The organism is Cellulomonas sp. P22 (assembly GCF_044392165.1).
The window spans coordinates 150,697-166,326 of the sequence record NZ_JBISBW010000007.1 but is presented as its reverse complement, the minus strand read 5'-3'; the positions used below and the strand labels follow the sequence as shown (position 1 = coordinate 166,326).

At 74.0% G+C, this 15,630-nt stretch carries 12 protein-coding genes; 8 read left to right on the top strand and 4 right to left on the bottom strand.

Translation table 11 applies throughout. The annotated features are described in order from the left end of the window. Positions 1-31: 31 nt before the first annotated feature. The 3 genes from ACGIF2_RS09750 to ACGIF2_RS09740 all read left to right on the top strand — a co-directional run bounded on the left by ACGIF2_RS09750 (position 32) and on the right by ACGIF2_RS09740 (position 2,352). On the top strand, positions 32-673 hold the full coding sequence (locus tag ACGIF2_RS09750; protein WP_396046005.1) for a SigE family RNA polymerase sigma factor: 642 nt from the start codon (positions 32-34) through the stop codon (positions 671-673). Next, complete coding sequence (locus tag ACGIF2_RS09745; protein ID WP_396046003.1) at positions 660-1,352, top strand: hypothetical protein; 693 nt, start codon at positions 660-662, stop codon at positions 1,350-1,352. The genes ACGIF2_RS09750 and ACGIF2_RS09745 overlap by 14 nt, the downstream gene beginning before the upstream one ends. A 106-nt stretch (positions 1,353-1,458) precedes the next feature. Further along, a complete protein-coding gene (locus ACGIF2_RS09740) occupies positions 1,459-2,352 on the top strand; it encodes an alpha/beta hydrolase (RefSeq protein ID WP_396046001.1) in 894 nt (297 codons plus the stop codon). Between the two features lie 41 nt (positions 2,353-2,393). Here ACGIF2_RS09740 and ACGIF2_RS09735 read toward each other — a convergent pair whose 3' ends face one another. After that, positions 2,394-2,714 carry a DUF6457 domain-containing protein gene (locus ACGIF2_RS09735; protein WP_396045999.1) on the bottom strand — a complete coding sequence of 107 codons (321 nt, stop codon included), beginning with the start codon at positions 2,712-2,714 and terminating at the stop codon, positions 2,394-2,396. 284 nt (positions 2,715-2,998) lie between these two features. Between ACGIF2_RS09735 and helR the strand changes: the two genes are divergently transcribed. Together helR and ACGIF2_RS09725 are read left to right on the top strand one after the other, a co-directional pair. After that, entirely contained in the window at positions 2,999-5,179 is a 2,181-nt protein-coding gene (helR, locus tag ACGIF2_RS09730) for an RNA polymerase recycling motor ATPase HelR (RefSeq protein ID WP_396045997.1), read from the top strand. 181 nt (positions 5,180-5,360) lie between these two features. Beyond that, positions 5,361-8,804, top strand: a complete 3,444-nt coding sequence (locus ACGIF2_RS09725) for a hypothetical protein (protein ID WP_396045995.1) — start codon at positions 5,361-5,363, stop codon at positions 8,802-8,804. Here ACGIF2_RS09725 and ACGIF2_RS09720 read toward each other — a convergent pair. Further along, positions 8,801-9,280, bottom strand: coding sequence for a MarR family winged helix-turn-helix transcriptional regulator (locus ACGIF2_RS09720; RefSeq protein WP_396045993.1), 480 nt, complete (start codon positions 9,278-9,280; stop codon positions 8,801-8,803). The two genes, ACGIF2_RS09725 and ACGIF2_RS09720, sit on opposite strands and share 4 nt — an antisense overlap. 66 nt (positions 9,281-9,346) lie before the next feature. Here ACGIF2_RS09720 and ACGIF2_RS09715 point away from each other — a divergent pair, with 66 nt between their 5' ends. Both ACGIF2_RS09715 and ACGIF2_RS09710 read left to right on the top strand, forming a co-directional pair. Then, positions 9,347-10,612, top strand: a complete 1,266-nt coding sequence (locus ACGIF2_RS09715) for a multidrug effflux MFS transporter (RefSeq protein ID WP_396045991.1) — start codon at positions 9,347-9,349, stop codon at positions 10,610-10,612. A gap of 80 nt (positions 10,613-10,692) precedes the next feature. Then, complete coding sequence (locus ACGIF2_RS09710) at positions 10,693-10,902, top strand: hypothetical protein (RefSeq protein WP_396045989.1); 210 nt, start codon at positions 10,693-10,695, stop codon at positions 10,900-10,902. A gap of 22 nt (positions 10,903-10,924) precedes the next feature. Here ACGIF2_RS09710 and ACGIF2_RS09705 read toward each other — a convergent pair whose 3' ends face one another. Together ACGIF2_RS09705 and ACGIF2_RS09700 are read right to left on the bottom strand one after the other, a co-directional pair. Further along, positions 10,925-11,650, bottom strand: a complete 726-nt coding sequence (locus ACGIF2_RS09705; protein WP_396045987.1) for an ABC transporter permease — start codon at positions 11,648-11,650, stop codon at positions 10,925-10,927. Continuing rightward, positions 11,647-12,420, bottom strand: a complete 774-nt coding sequence (locus tag ACGIF2_RS09700; RefSeq protein ID WP_396045985.1) for an ABC transporter ATP-binding protein — start codon at positions 12,418-12,420, stop codon at positions 11,647-11,649. Before ACGIF2_RS09700 ends, ACGIF2_RS09705 begins: the two co-directional genes overlap by 4 nt. A gap of 325 nt (positions 12,421-12,745) precedes the next feature. Here ACGIF2_RS09700 and ACGIF2_RS09695 point away from each other — a divergent pair, with 325 nt between their 5' ends. Continuing rightward, complete coding sequence (locus ACGIF2_RS09695) at positions 12,746-15,628, top strand: MMPL family transporter (protein WP_396045983.1); 2,883 nt, start codon at positions 12,746-12,748, stop codon at positions 15,626-15,628. The last annotated feature ends 2 nt before the right edge of the window (positions 15,629-15,630 follow it).

Below are 15,630 nucleotides of genomic sequence, written 5' to 3'. Positions count from 1 at the left end.
TCGTCCGGAGCCGGTGGTCCAGCCACCAGACGTGCGTGCCTCCGTCTGGACGGACGACGTGCTGCCCCACGACGCCGTGCCCCACGACGACCTGCACCACGATGCCGTGCCCGACGACGACGTCGACGTCCGGCTGGTCCGTGCGACGCGCGGCGCGCGCGACGCCGAGTTCACTGTGTTCGCCACCGCGGCCCAGGACGACCTCGGGCGGATGGCCTGGCTGCTCACGGGTGACACCCACGCAGCGGCCGAGCTGGTCCAGGTCGCGCTCGTGCGGACGTACGTCGCCTGGCCCCGGGCCCGGGAGCGCGACCCGCTCGCCTACGCCCGCCGGGTCATGGCCAACGCCCGCATCGACGTGTGGCGCAGGCGGCGGCGCGAGGTGCTCGTGGCGCCCGAGGACGTGCCCGACGGCTTCACGGCGGCGCAGGGGGCCGCCGTGGAGGACCGCGACGAGCTGGTGCGCGCCCTGGCCGCGCTGAGCACCAGGCAGCGACGAGTCGTGGTGCTGCGCTACCTCATGGGCCTGTCGGAGCGTGAGGTGGCTGACGACCTCGGGGTGAGCGTCGGCACCGTGAAGTCGCAGGCCTCACGCGGGCTGCGGCGGCTGCGAACGAGCCTGGGAGAACCCGTGGACGACGACCCGAGGGGAGACGGTTGTGCCGATCGATGACGAGGCCTTCGCCAGGACCCTGCGCGCGCGGATCGACGCGGCGGTGCCGGTCGTCCCGGTCGACGTGCCGGGTGCCGTGCGGCAGGGCCGCAGGCGTCGGGCGCTGCGCGCCGGGGCGGGCACGGGGGCGCTCGCGGTGGGTCTGGTGGCGCTCGCGGTCGGCGTGCCGTCGGTGCTGGGTCGCACGCCCGACGGGCGCGACCTCGCTGCGGCGTCCTCCGCGCAGAACGGAGACCCTGCGGTGTCGGACGCCGCGACGCTCACCGGTGACCCCCTCGTCATCCAGGTGACCGTCGGGTCCGACGGGGATGGCATGGACGTCACGACGTGGACGCTCGGCGACCAGAAGGTGGAGGTGCTCCGCGCGGAGGTGGCCAGGGCTGCCGAGGAGGCGATGGCGTTGGCCGCGCCGGGTGCGACGCAGGCGGATCTGCCGAGCGAGTACCTCGGGTGGCTCTCGGCGACGTACCAGCTCTCGACGCCACCCGACGCCTCGGTCGTGACGTCGGTGCCCTCGGGCGAGTGGGGCAGCCACCAGGGGACCTGCCTGCGCGCCGCCGGCTGGGAGGTGCAGGTCGGTGACGCCGGCTACTCCGTGACCCTGAGGTCCGGCGGCGTGAAAGAGCTCGGACGTGACCAGTACGTCTGCGCGGTCGAGTACCCGGCCGACCTCGGCTGACCGACGACGCCGGGGTCGTCCGGTGGCGGGCGCGCCGCATCGGACGAACGATGGCACCGAGGCTCGCGTCCCGGGCCGTGCGTGCGGCGGCGAAGGGTGAGGGCACATGGCGATGACTGCATCCACCGCGAGCGCACCGCGCCCGGTCAGGGTCCGGTCGTCGGCCTGGTGGACGGTGCCGTGCGCGGTCGTCGCGGCAGTCCCGGTCGTCTTCGCCGCGACCGTGTGGTTCGCGCAGCACTCGCTCCTCTACCACCCCGACCGTGACCCGGTCCCGCCCGCGGACGAGGTGCTGCCCGGCGCACGCGACGTCGAGCTCACCACGGCCGACGGGCTCACCCTCGGCGCCTGGTACCTGCCGCCGAGCGGCGCGTGCACAGCGGTGGTGCTCGTGGCGCACGGCAACGCGGGGAACCGTGCGCGCCGTGCCGGGCTGGCCCGGGCGATCCAGGCCCGCGGGTTCGGCGTGCTGCTCATGGACTACCGCGGGTACGGGGGCAACGCCGGACGGCCCACCGAGGCCGGCCTGGCGCTCGACGTGCGTGCGGCGCGGACCTACCTGCTGGAGGAGGCCGGTGTCGCCGAGCGGGACCTCGTCTACCTCGGCGAGAGCCTGGGCACGGGCGTCGTCACCGAGCTGGCCGTCGAGCACCCGCCCGCCGCACTGGTGCTGCGCTCACCGCTGAGCACGCTCGGCGAGGCCGGGAACGCGCTCTACCGGATGCCGGTGAGCCTGCTGCTGCGTGAGCGCTACCTGGTGCGTGAGCACGTCGGGCGGCTCCGGGTGCCCACGGCCGTCGTCTACGGCACGACCGACGTGATCGTCCGCGCCGAGCACAGCAGGCAGGTCGCCGAGGCGGCGCGCGCCGCGGGGGCGCACGTCGTCGAGGTCGAGGTGACGGCCACGGGTCACGCCGACGAGCGGCTCGTGCACGGCGACGAGCTCATGGACGCGCTCGTCGCCGTGGCCGTCCGCGGCGGGGTGACGGGCTGCTGGTGACGCGCTGCGCGTGACCCGCTGCTCGTGACGCGCCGGTCGGGTCAGGCGGTCGCGTCGGCGGCGGGCCACGCCGCGACGAGGCTCTCGACCGCGGTGATGCTCGTCGCGACGACGCGGGCCTGCTCGGCGGGGTCGACCGACGCCCCCGCCCCGGCGAGACCCACGAGGAAGGCCGTGAGGGGGGCGCCCGGGCGCGTCGGGCCGTGGGCCACGTCGCTGATGAGGCGCAGCAGGCCCGGGGCGTTGGCGTCCATCACGGACCGCTCGACGCCCAGCTCGGCGCACACGCCGTCGAGCCAGGTGTTCATGACGGCCATCTTCTGGCTCTCGTCGCCGCGGTCGTGGGGCAGGCGCTCGGCCATCAGGACGCTCCATCTGGCGGGCGTTCCCGCCGGTCAGGGGGTGGGGGTGTCCCGCCATCGTGGCATGCCGTGGGCGCACGGCCCAGCACTTGGTCCCGCCCTCGGTGCACGTCGGTGGGCTAGGTGCGAGGGGTGCGGCGGGGCGTCCACGCCTCCTGCCATGTTCAACGTATATCCCACCGGGGGGCTTGCGGCAAGGCCCTGGTGCCCGCGCAGAATCGTCGGCCTGAGCCAGTGCCAGCGCCCACGAGACGTGCGCGTGCCGAGACCTCGGAGCTGATGACGTGAACCCGACCGCCAGCGCGTTCGACCTCCCCGCCCACCTGGCCGCCAAGGCCGACCCGGCGCTCATCGCCGCCGACGAGCAGCACTTCGCGGCGATCGCCGATGCCCTGGAGCAGTCGATCGCCGACGTGACCGACCGTCTCGACACGGCACGCAAGGCCCCGGGCGGACGTGGCCAGGCCGCGCTCGACCGGGACCAGGAGATCCATCGGCTGACCACCCGCCTGCGCACGCTGAGCCGGTTCGGGCTGGACCTGTGCCTCGGGCGGATGGTGGGCGCCGCCGCCGAGCCCGTGCACGTCGGGCGGCTCGGGCTCACGGACGGCTCGGGACGGCGGGTGCTGATCGACTGGCGTTCGCCGGCGGCCGAGCCGTTCTTCGGGGCGACCCACGCCGACCCGATGGGCCTGGTGAGCCGGCGGCGCTACCGGTGGACCGGCGGCCGGGTCAGCGACTACTGGGACGAGGTTTTCGCCGTCGACGGCACGGGCGGGATCGACCACCACCCGGCGCTCGACGACCAGTCCGCCTTCATCGCGAGCCTGGGCGGCGACCGGTCGGACCGGATGCGTGACGTGCTCGGCACCATCCAGGCCGATCAGGACGCCATCATCCGCGCGGGGTCCCGCGGCGCGCTCGTGGTCGACGGCGGGCCGGGGACGGGCAAGACGGTCGTCGCCCTGCACCGCACCGCGTACCTCCTGTACTCCGACCCGCGCCTGGGCCACCGGCGCGGTGGCGTGCTGTTCGTCGGGCCCCACGAGCCGTACCTGGCCTACGTCGGCGACGTGCTCCCGAGCCTCGGGGAGGAGGGTGTGCAGACCTGCACGCTGCGGGACCTCGTCCCCGAGGGCGCAGGCGCGGCGATCGAGAAGGACCCGCGGGTCGCCCGGCTGAAGGCTGATGCGCGCCTGGTGGCCGCGATCGAGCCGGCGGTGCAGTTCTCCGAGAGGCCGCCGACCGAGGGCATGGAGGTCGAGACGCCCTGGGCCGACGTGTGGCTGAGCCCGACGGACTGGGTCGAGGCCTTCGGGTCCGTGGATCCCGGCGTCCCGCACAACGAGGGGCGTGACGAGGCCTGGGAGGGGCTGCTCACGATCCTCACGGACAAGGTCCGTGACGAATCGGGCGCCGACCCGGACGACGAGGACGCGGTCCCCGTGGACCAGCTGCGCCGGTCGCTCGCGCAGAACCTGGACCTGGCCCAGGCCTTCAACCGGGCGTGGCCGCTGCTCGAGCCGACCGACCTGGTCGGCGACCTGTGGGACGTGCCCGCCTACCTGCACCTGTGCGCGCCCTGGCTCGAGCCCGACGAGGCGCGGCTGCTGCAGCGTGCGCAGCCGCAGGCGTGGACCATGGCCGACCTGCCGCTCCTGGACGCGGCCCGGCAGCGGCTCGGGGACCCGGAGGCGTCCGGTCGTCGGCGGCGACGCGAGGCCGCGGCAGCCGCCGACCGCGCCCGCATGGCCGACGTCGTCGACGACCTGATCGAGTCCGACGACTCCACGCTGGCGGTCATGCACATGCTGCGCGGCGAGGACCTGCAGGACGCCCTGGTCGACGACTCGGCCCTGCCGGCCGTCGCGCCCGACCTGCTCGCCGGGCCGTTCGCGCACGTCGTCGTGGACGAGGCCCAGGAGCTGACCGATGCCGAGTGGCAGATGCTGCTGCTCCGCTGCCCGTCGCGGAGCCTCACGATCGTCGGGGACCGTGCGCAGGCGAGGGCCGGGTTCACGGAGCCGTGGGAGGAACGGCTGCGGAGGGTCGGGATCGACCGGGTCGAGCGTGCCTCGCTGAGCATCAACTACCGGACGCCGGAGGAGGTCATGGCGGAGGCGGAGCCGGTCATCCGGGCCGTGCTGCCGGATGCCAACGTGCCGACCTCGGTCCGCCGCGGCGGCGCGCCCGTCATCCACGGGTCCGTCGGCGACCTGGAGCCCGTGCTCGACGCGTGGCTCGACGCGCACACGAGCGGGACCGCCTGCGTCATCGGCGACCCCACGTTCGCCGGGACGTCGCGCGTCCGATCCCTGAGCCCCGAGCTGTCGAAGGGGCTCGAGTTCGACCTGGTCGTGCTCGTCGACCCCGAGGCGTTCGGGGAGGGCGCCGAGGGGGCGGTCGACCGCTACGTCGCGATGACCCGTGCGACCCAGCAGCTCGTCGTCCTCACGAGCGCCTGACACCGGCCCGGTCGCAGAACCACCCACCGCTCCGGACCTCCGGCAGCGCGGACGGTGGCATGCTGGGCTGCGAGAGCGCTCCCCAGGCCCCGTCTCGCCGGCCCCCCACCTCGACGACGAGCAAGCACCGGTCGCGCCCCGCGGTCAGACCCCCCCCACCTGCCCCACGCTGAGGAACGCCATGTCGACGCAGACATCCGCCGCCGAGCGGCTCACCGACCCCACCACCGTCGGAGGTCGCACGCTCGACCTCGACGGGCGCCGGTTCTACCAGATCAGCGCCTACGACCAGATCCCGCCGTTCTTCATGACGCTGGTCGGCGCGAGCGACCTGTGGGTGTTCATCTCGAGCAGCGGGGGAGTCACGGCGGGCCGCGAGCACGCCGAGCGGGCGCTGTTCCCGTACACCACCGAGGACAAGGTGACCGACGGCGCGGGGCGCACCGGCGGCCTGAGCGTCCTGCGCGTCACGACCCCCGACGGCGTCGTCTGCTGGCAGCCGTTCGCCCCGACGCGCCCCGGTGACATGCCCGTCGAGCGGACGCTCTCGAAGGACTTCCTCGGCACGACCCTGGTCTTCGAGGAGACCCGGCCCGATCTCGGGCTGCGGCTGCGGGTGGCGTGGCAGACGAGCGCCCGGTACGGCGTGGTGCGCTCGTGCGCGCTCACCGCGACGGGGCCCGGGTGCGAGGTCGAGGTGCTCGACGGGTTCGTCAACCTGCTGCCCGCGGGCGCGACCGTGCAGGTCCAGAACGAGCTGAGCGTCCTGCTGGACGCGTACAAGCGGGCCGAGCTCGACCCGGCCACGGGTCTGGGGCTCGTCTACCTGAACTCGTCGCTGACCGACAAGGCCGACCCGAGCGAGTCGCTGTACGCCACCGTCGCGTGGCACGTGGGGCTCGGTGACGTCGAGCACCTGCTGTCGGCACGCCAGGTCCGCGCGTTCGCCGCGGGTGACGCCGTGCAGCCCGAGACCGACGTGCGAGGACGGCAGGGCGCGTACCTGGTGCGCGCGCGCCTCGAGCTCGCGGCGGGCCAGACGCAGCGCTGGCGCGTGGTGGCCGACGTCGAGCAGTCGGCGGCCGACGTGGTGGCCCTGCAGGCCGAGCTGGCGGACCCCGAGGCCGTCGCGGCACGGCTCACCGCCGACGTCGAGGACACCCGCACCGCGCTCGAGGACCTCGTGGCGACGGCCGATGCGGCGCAGCTCACCGGCGACGAGCTGGCCGCCGCGCACCACAGCGCGAACGTGCTGTTCAACTCGATGCGCGGCGGGGTCCCCGCCGACGGGTACACGGTCGAGTCGGCCGACGTGCGGCGGTTCGTCGGGCAGCGCAGCCCCCGCACCGCGGCGCGCTGCGCGGACCTGCTCGACGCGCTCCCCGAGACGCTCGGGGTCGACGCCCTCGTCGCGCTCGCGGACGCCTCGGGCGACGTGGACCTGCGACGGCTCGCGGCCGAGTACCTGCCGCTCACGTTCAGCCGCCGCCACGGCGACCCGAGCCGGCCCTGGAACATCTTCCGGATCGCGCTGCGCGACGAGGAGGGCCGCACCCGCGTCGACTACCAGGGCAACTGGCGCGACATCTTCCAGAACTGGGAGGCGCTGGCCTGGTCGTTCCCCGAGTACGCCGAGTCGATGGCCACCGTGTTCCTCGACGCGACCACCGCCGACGGGTACAACCCGTACCGGATCTCGCGTCACGGCATCGACTGGGAGGTGCCCGAGCCCGAGAACCCGTGGGCGAACATCGGCTACTGGAGCGACCACCAGATCGTCTACCTGCTCAAGCTGCTCGAGACGTCGCTGCGGTTCCACCCGGGGCGGCTCGCCGACCTCGTGGACCGTGCCGTGTTCACGCACGGTGACGTGCCGTACCGGATCGCGTCGTACGAGCAGACGCTGGCCGACCCCGTCGCGACGATCGCGTTCGACGAGGACGCGCACGCCGCGATCCTGCGTCGCGTCGCGACCGAGGGTGCCGACGGCAAGCTGGTGCACGCCGCGGACGGCGAGCTCGTGCGGGTCACGCTCGCGGAGAAGCTGCTGCTGCTCGTGCTGGCGAAGCTGGTCAACCTGGTGCCCGACGGCGGGATCTGGATGAACACCCAGCGCCCCGAGTGGAACGACGCGAACAACGCGCTCGTCGGGCGGGGCCTGTCGGTCGTGACGCTCGCGTACGTGCGCCGCTACCTGGGTGTCGTGCGGGACCTGCTCGACCGCGACGTGCAGGTGACCACCGAGCTGGCCGGCCTGCTCACGGACGTGCACGCGGCGCTGGCCCGGCACGTCGACGGGACGGTCACGGGGTTCGACGACGCGGCGCGGCGCGCGGTCATGGACGACCTGGGCGCTGCGGGCACCGCGTACCGCGAGGGCGTGTACGCCGGGTTCGGCGGGGCCCGGATCACGGTCGAGGCCGCGAGCGTGCGGGCGTTCCTCGACGTCGCCCAGCAGTACGTCGACTCGGGGCTGCGGGCCAACCGCCGCGACGACGCGCTGTTCCACGCGTACAACCTCATCGACCTGCACGACGGGGTCGCGGGGGTGCGCCGGCTGCCCGCGATGCTCGAGGGGCAGGTCGCGGTGCTCTCCTCGGGGCTGCTCAGCGCGCACGAGTCGGTCGAGCTGCTCCAGGGGCTGCGCCGCAGCGCGCTGTACCGCGCCGACCAGCACAGCTACACGCTGTACCCCGACAAGGTGCTGCCCCGGTTCCTCGAGCGCAACGTGGTGAGCGCCGACCGGGCGGCGCGCTGCGCTCTGGTCGGCCGGCTCGTGGACGCGGGGGACACCTCGATCGTGCTGCGCGACGTGGGCGACGACGTCCGCTTCGCCCCCGGCATCCACAACGCGCGCGACGTCGCGGCCGCGCTCGACGCGCTGCCGGGCGGCGTGGGTGAGGTGGCCGCGCCGGACCGGGCCGCGCTGCTCGCGCTGTTCGAGGACGTCTTCCGCCACGCCGAGTTCACCGGGCGCTCCGGGTCGTTCTTCGCGTACGAGGGCCTGGGCAGCATCTACTGGCACATGGTCTCCAAGCTGCTGCTCGCGGTGCAGGAGACCCTCGAGCGGGCCGTGGCCGACGGCGCGGACGCGGCGGTCGTCGCCCAGCTGCGCGACGCCTACGAGGACGTGCGGCTCGGGCTCAGCTACTGCAAGTCGCCCGAGACGTACGGCGCGTTCCCGATCGACCCGTACTCGCACACCCCCTCCGGCAGCGGCGCCCGCCAGCCCGGGATGACGGGCCAGGTCAAGGAGGAGGTGCTGACCCGGCTCGGCGAGCTGGGGCTGCGCGTCGAGCACGGCCGGATCGTGGTTCGACCCGTGCTGCTGCGGCCCGAGGAGTGGACCGCGGGACCGGAGACGTTCCGCTACCTCGACGTCGCGGGGCAGCCGCGCGAGATCGAGCTGCCGTCGTCCTCGCTCGCGTTCACGTTCTGCCAGGTGCCGGTCGTCTACCGGCGTGCCGCGCGGACCCGGGTCGTGGTGGACCTGGCGGACGGGCAGCGGGTCGAGTGCGCCGACGCGGGGCTCGACGCGGAGCTCAGCTCGCGGGTCTTCCGCCGGCTCGGGCAGGTCGTGCGCATCACGGTCGAGACGCCGGGCGACGCGGCCCGCGGGGTCTAGCGGAGGGCGTCCGGGGCGAGCCCTGCCTCGAGCCGGGTCAGCAGCGCGACCGCGGCCTCGACGCCCTCCCGGTCCGGCCCGAGCCCCTGGGCGACGCGGGCGGCCCACGACCTGCGCAGCCGGGCCACCTGCTCGCGCGCCAGCGGGGTCAGGCGCAGCGACGTGCGGCGCCGGTCGTGGTCGTCGTGGGTGCGGACCACGAGGCCCTTGGCCTCGAGCGACCCGAGGGTCACGCTGAGGTTGCTCCGGTGCATGCCTGTCGCCTGCGCGACCGCGCCAGGGGTCGCGGCCGGGTGCCGGTCGATGCAGCGGATCACCGCCGCCTCGGTCGGCGTGAGGGCGATGACCTCGTCGTCCATGGGGGTCTGCGCCAGGTCGCGGGCCAGCACGAGGACGAGGTCTGCGAGCTCGGCCATCGCCGCGTCCCCAGCGCCTGCGCGGCCGGGTGCAGCGGTGCGGGCGTCGTCGGCGGGCATCCTCCCAGCCTACCGAAGTCCATTACTGATCTATAGTTATGTTTTCATCATCACCCGAGGAGCAGCATGAGCACCCCCGCCGCCGCGTCGTCCGCGACCCCGCCCACGCCCGCGCCGGGCCGCGACGGCATCACCGCCGGGCTGCTGCTCGTCCTGGCGCTGCTGTCCGCGCTCGCCCCGTTCGCGACCGACCTCTACCTGCCGGCCTTCCCGACCATGGCCGCCGAGCTCACGACCGACGCCACGAGCATCCAGCTCACCCTCACCGCGTTCCTCGTCGGCATCGCCGCTGGTCAGCTCGTCTTCGGACCGCTCTCCGACCGCGTCGGGCGCGTCAAGCCGCTCGTGGTCGGGTCCGTGCTGTGCGTCGTCGCGAGCGTCGCCGCGGCCGCCGCGCCCACCATCGAGATCCTCGTCGGGGCCCGGCTCGTGCAGGGGCTGGCCGGCGCCGCCGGGATGGTCATCGGCCGCGCCGTCATCAGCGACCTGTCCCGCGGGACGTCCGCCGCACGCGCGTTCAGCCTGATGATGCTCGTCGGTGGCATCGCCCCCGTGCTCGCCCCGCTCCTCGGCAGCATCCTCGTCGGCCCGATCGGCTGGCGCGGGCTCCTGTGGATCGTCGCTGTGCTCGCCCTCGCGATGCTCGTCGGGGTGCTCGCCGTCGTCCGCGAGACGCACCCCGCCGCGCGACGCGCCGAGATGCGCGAGCAGCGCGCCCGCACCGGATCAGGCGCACGCGAGCTGCGATCGCGCGACTACCTCGGCAACACCCTCGCGTTCGGCTTCGCGTTCGCCGTGATGATGGCCTACATCTCCGCGTCGCCGTTCGTCTACCAGGTGATGATGGGGCTGAGCGAGGTGCAGTACGGCCTCGCCTTCGGCGCCAACGCGCTCGGCCTCGCCGTCGTCAGCGGCATCTCCGCCCGACTCGCCGCGACCCGCTCCGTGCCCGGGCTGCTCGGCCTCGGCCTCAGCCTCGTGCTGCTCTCCGCCGTGGCCGTCCTCGTCCTCGCGCTCGCCCCCGTGCCCGCGGGGTGGCTCGCGCTGCCGCTGTTCACCTCGGTCGCCAGCCTGGGCCTGGTGCTCGGCAACGCCACCGCGCTGGCCCTCACCGCCGCACGGCACACGGCCGGCACGGCCTCGGCGGTGCTCGGCGCGCTCCAGTTCGCACTCGCCGGCCTGGTCTCCCCGCTCGTGAGCCTCGGCGGCGAGGACACCGCCGTGCCGCTCGCGGGCATCATGACCGCGCTGGCGGTCATCGCGCTGGGCTGCTTCGCGGTGGGTCGGCGCGGCCGCGGGCGACTCGACGTCGCTCACCAGCTCGAGGTCTGAGCCGGGCTCCTCGGCAGCCGACCGGTCGGCTGCCGAGGAAGGCGAGACAGGGCGTGACGACGCGTCCTAGGTTGGCCCGCATGAGGCTGACGAGGTGGAGACTGCGGTTCCTGCCGGTGTGGACGTTCTTTTTGGGCCTGCTCATCGGGGGGCTGCCGGGCGGGCTCGCGCGGATCGACAACTACGTCGCGATCGGTCTGTACGTCCTCGTCACCGCAGTCGTCTGGGTCCCTCTCGGGTGGCTGCCGAGGCAGGACAGCGCGCCCACGCCGCCCACGCCGACGACGTAGGCCGTCGGCATCTGCTGCGGGCTCAGGCGCGTGAGCGGCGGCGGAAGACGACGACGGCGAGGGCGAAGGTCGCCACCGCGTACCCGACGCACCCCGCGAGCGGCACGCCGATGCCTGCGACGTCACCCGCGGCGGCGGCGCGCGCCGCCTCGGCCGCGAGAGCGAACGGCAGCGCGCGGGCGACCGCCGCGAACCCGTCGCCGAGCACGGCGAGGTCCATCCAGTAGCCGCCCACGAACGTCGCGAACGTGATCAGCCCCGATGCGGCCGCACCCACCTGGGATGCGGTGAGTGCCGAGCCCAGAAGAAGCCCGATGCCCACGAACATCACCGCGGCCGGCACCAGCACGACGAGCGCCAGCAGCAGGTTCACGCTCGGCGCGAGCCCCATGAACAGCGCCGTGACGAAGCACGCGACCCCCTGCACCAGGCCGAGGCCCACGAGCGGCACCGCGTACGCCACGAGCAGCCCCGTCGTCGTCAACGGCGAGGCCGTCACCCTGCTGAGGAACGACGACGCTCGGTCGCCCGCGAGCAGCGTCCCGGCGAACATCGCGACGAACGCGAGGCTGAAGACGGCCAGACCCGGCGCGAGGGACTCGATCTCGAAGGCTGTGATCCTGACGTTGCGGCCGATCGTGCCCAGCATCAGGAGCAGACCCACCGGCAGCACCACGAGGATCAGCAGCGCGGCCGGGTCCCGGACCAGCTCCTTGAGGTTGCGGCCGGCGAAGGCGAGCACGTTCATGCGGTGACCTCCTCGTCGGTCAGCGGGTCCTCGTCGGTCAGGGCGAGGAACGCGTCCTCGAACGAGGTGGTGCCGGTGCGCGCGAGGTGCTCGGCGACCGGCCCGAGCCCGCGCAGGCGACCGTCGCGCAGCACCGCGACCCGGTCGCACAGGGCCTCGGCCTCGTCGAGCTGGTGGGTCGTCAGGACCACCGTCACCGTGCCCTTGAGCTCCCTCAGCAGCGCCCACAGGTCGCGGCGCGACCGCACGTCCAGCCCCAGCGTCGGCTCGTCGAGGAACACCACCTCGGGCTCGCTGATGAGCGCCATGCCCAGGCTCAGCCGCCGTTCGAGCCCCCCGGACAGCGACTTCGCGCGGTCGCGGGCCCGGTCCGTGATCCGCAGCGAGCCCATCAGCTGCCGTGCCCGGTCGCGCGCCTCGGTGCGTGACGCCCCGTACAGGCGCGCGACGAGCTCGAGGTTCTCCGCGACCGACAGGTTCGCGGCGACGGCGGTCTCCTGCGGCGACAGGTTGATGCGGCGGCGGATCTCCGCCATGTCCGTCCGCACGTCCAGCCCCAGCACGTGCGCGTTACCGCTCGTCGGGGCCGTCAGGCCGCACAGCATCCGGATCAGCGTGCTCTTGCCCGCACCGTTGGACCCCAGCAGCCCGAAGAGCTCGCCGCGCCCGACGGTCAGCGACAGGTCGTCGACCGCGACACGGGTCCCGTAGGTCTTGGTCAGGTGGTCGAGCTCGATCGCGTTCGCGCGTGCATCCGGCTCTGCAACCATCTGACCAGCCACTTCGCTCCTCCGATGTCGTCCCCGCGACTCTACGGACTCGGCGGCCCCGTCGTGCCGGAATCACCCGTCCGACGTGGCGAACCCCCACCACCCGGGTGAGCCGCCGCGGAGGGCGGCCGTAGCGGGCCGGGTCGGCGAACTCCTCGTACGCTGCACGAGTAGGCGTTCGCGCGTGCGTCGGCGGCGAGCCGACGCGGGGGGTCCGACGGGAGCGTCGGTGGGCAGGGCGGCCTGGAGGCCGGCCCTCTCGGGCACCCCTCGTGTCGTCCCGGCGGGCACGCGTCGCCCGACTCCGGAACCACCGGGAGCCCTCGTGTCCTCTGTGCTCTACCGCCTCGGCCGGGCGGTGTTCCGCGCGCGGCGCAGGGTCGCGCTCCTGTGGGTCGGCGTCATCGTGGTCGTGGCCGGTCTGGCCGGCGTGCTCAACGCGGGCACCGACAACACGTTCTCCATCCCCGGCACCGAGTCGGGTGACGCCCTCGACCAGCTCAGCCGAACGTTCCCGCAGGTCAGCGGATCCTCAGCGACTCTCGTCGTCGTCGCGCCGACGGGGGAGACGGTCACGGACGACGACATCCACGGGCCCGTCGAGGACGCCGTCACCGCGTTCGGCGCGGTCGACGGGGTCACCGCCGTCACCGACCCGTACGACGGCTCTGTCAGCGGCACGATCTCCTCCGGCGGGGAGGCACTGGTCGTCACGATCCAGGTCGCCGGGCAGAGCAGCACGGTGAGCGACGAGCTGCGCGAGAGCCTGTCGGACATCGCTGACACCCTCGAGGCGGACCTGCCCGACGGGTCGCAGGTCTCGCTCGGCGGCGACCTCTACAACAACGACGTGCCGGCCGTCAGCGTCACCGAGGCCGCCGGGGTGGTGGTCGCGCTCGTCGTGCTGGTCATCACGTTCGGGTCGTTCCTCGCCGCGGGGATGCCGCTGGTCACCGCGCTGCTGGGCGTCGCGCTGTCGATGTCCGGGATCTTCATCGCGACGAGCGTCGCGACGATCTCGTCGACCACCCCGCTGCTCGCGCTCATGCTCGGCCTGGCCGTCGGCATCGACTACGCGCTGTTCATCATCTCCCGGCACCAGGGCCAGCTGCGGGACGGCATGGACCCCGAGGAGTCGACAGCCCGCGCGCTGGCCACGGCGGGGTCGGCGGTCGTGTTCGCCGGGCTCACCGTGGTGATCGCGCTCGTCGGGCTCGCCGTCGCGCGCATCCCCTTCCTGACGGTCATGGGGGTCGCGGCCGCGGCCGGCGTGGCCATCGCCGTGGTCATCGCCCTCACCCTCACCCCGGCGCTGCTCGGGTTCGCCGGTGCCCGGCTGCGGCCCGGGTACCGCCGGGAGCGGCGGGCGGCCCGTCGTGCCGCCCGTGCCACCAGCGCGGCCGCGCTCCGGTCGTCCGGCGTCGCGCAGCCCGCCGCGCTGGTGGACACGGTGCCGGACGGACCCCCGGTCGCAGCGCCCGTCGGCCACGACCACGCCCACGCCCCCGGGCACGACGGCGTGGCCGCGCCCGAGGGGCACAACCGGTTCTTCCTCGGGTGGGTCCGCACGGTCACCCGGTGGCCCGTGGTCACGATCCTCGTCGTGGTCGTCGGGCTCGGCGCCCTGGCCCTTCCCGCCCGCGACCTGAGGCTCGCCCTGCCCGACGCGGGATCGCAGCCCGAGGGCTCGCCCGCCCGGGTGACGTACGACCTGCTGGCCCAGTACTTCGGCCCCGGCTACAACGGCCCGCTGATCGTGACCACCACCATCGTCGGATCCAGCGACCCCGTGGGCCTCATGACCGACCTGCAGGGCGAGATCGCGCCGATGGACGGAGTCGCGGCCGTCCCGCTGGCCACCCCGAACCAGAACGCCGACACCGGGATCGTGCAGGTCGTCCCCGAGGGCGGGCCCGACTCGGTCCAGACCGAGCAGCTCGTGCAGGACCTGCGCGACCGGCACGACGAGCTGCAGCGCACGTACGGCGTGGACATCTCCGTGACCGGCACGACGGCCGTCGGCATCGACATCTCCGAGCGGCTCGGGCAGGCCCTCGTGCCCTTCGGCCTGTTCGTCGTCGGGCTGTCGTTCGTGCTGCTCACCATGGTGTTCCGGTCGCTGTGGGTGCCGCTCAAGGCGACGTTCGGCTACCTGCTGTCCGTCGGGGCGGCGTTCGGGGTCATCACGCTCGTGTTCGAGCGGGGCTACGGCGCGTCGGTGCTGGGGGTCGACCGGCTGGGGCCGGTGATCAGCTTCATGCCGATCGTGCTGATGGGCGTGCTGTTCGGGCTCGCGATGGACTACGAGGTGTTCCTCGTCTCGCGGATGCGCGAGGACCACGTGCACGGCGGCGACGCCCGACGAGCCGTGCGAACGGGGTTCGCCGCGTCCGCGAAGGTCGTCACCGCGGCCGCCGTCATCATGTTCTCGGTCTTCGTGGCGTTCGTGCCCGAGGGTGACCTGAACATCAAGCCCATCGCGCTGGGCCTGGCCGCGGGCGTGCTCGTCGACGCGTTCGTGGTCCGGATGACGTTCGTCCCGGCGGTGCTGTCGCTGCTCGGTGACCGGGCCTGGCACATGCCGCGCGTGCTCGACCGGGTGCTGCCGTCGTTCGACGTCGAGGGCGAGGGCCTGGCCAAGGAGATCGCCCTGGCCGACTGGCCCGAGCCGGGCGCGACGGACGCCGTCGCGGCGCAGGGGCTGCGGCTCGACGCCCCCGACGGTCGCCCGATCTACGCGGACGTGTCGTTCCGGCTGCCCGAGGGGGCCGTGCTCGTCGTCACCGGGCCGCACCGCAGCGGGCGGACGGCGCTGCTGCTCAGCATCGCCGGTCGCGCGCACCCCGACGGCGGGCGGCTCAAGGTCGCCGGGTTCGTCGCCCCCGAGCGAGCCCCCACCATCCGCGCCAGGGTCGCGGTCGCACCGCTGGCCCGTGCCGTCGACCCGGTCGCTGTGCTCCGCGGCGCGTTCGCGACCAGGGCGCCGATCGTCGTCGTCGACGATCTCGACGCGGTCGCCGACCCGACCCTGCGCCGGGACGTCGCCGCCGCGCTGGCCGCCGGGCGGGCAGCCGCCGCGACCGACGGCCGGCCCCTGACCCTGGTCGTCAGCTGCCTCACCCCCGACGGGCTGGCGGGGCTGCTGCCCGCCGACCTAGACGTCGTCTTCGTCGCCGTCACCCCGTCCGACCTCGTGAAGGCGCTGTGATC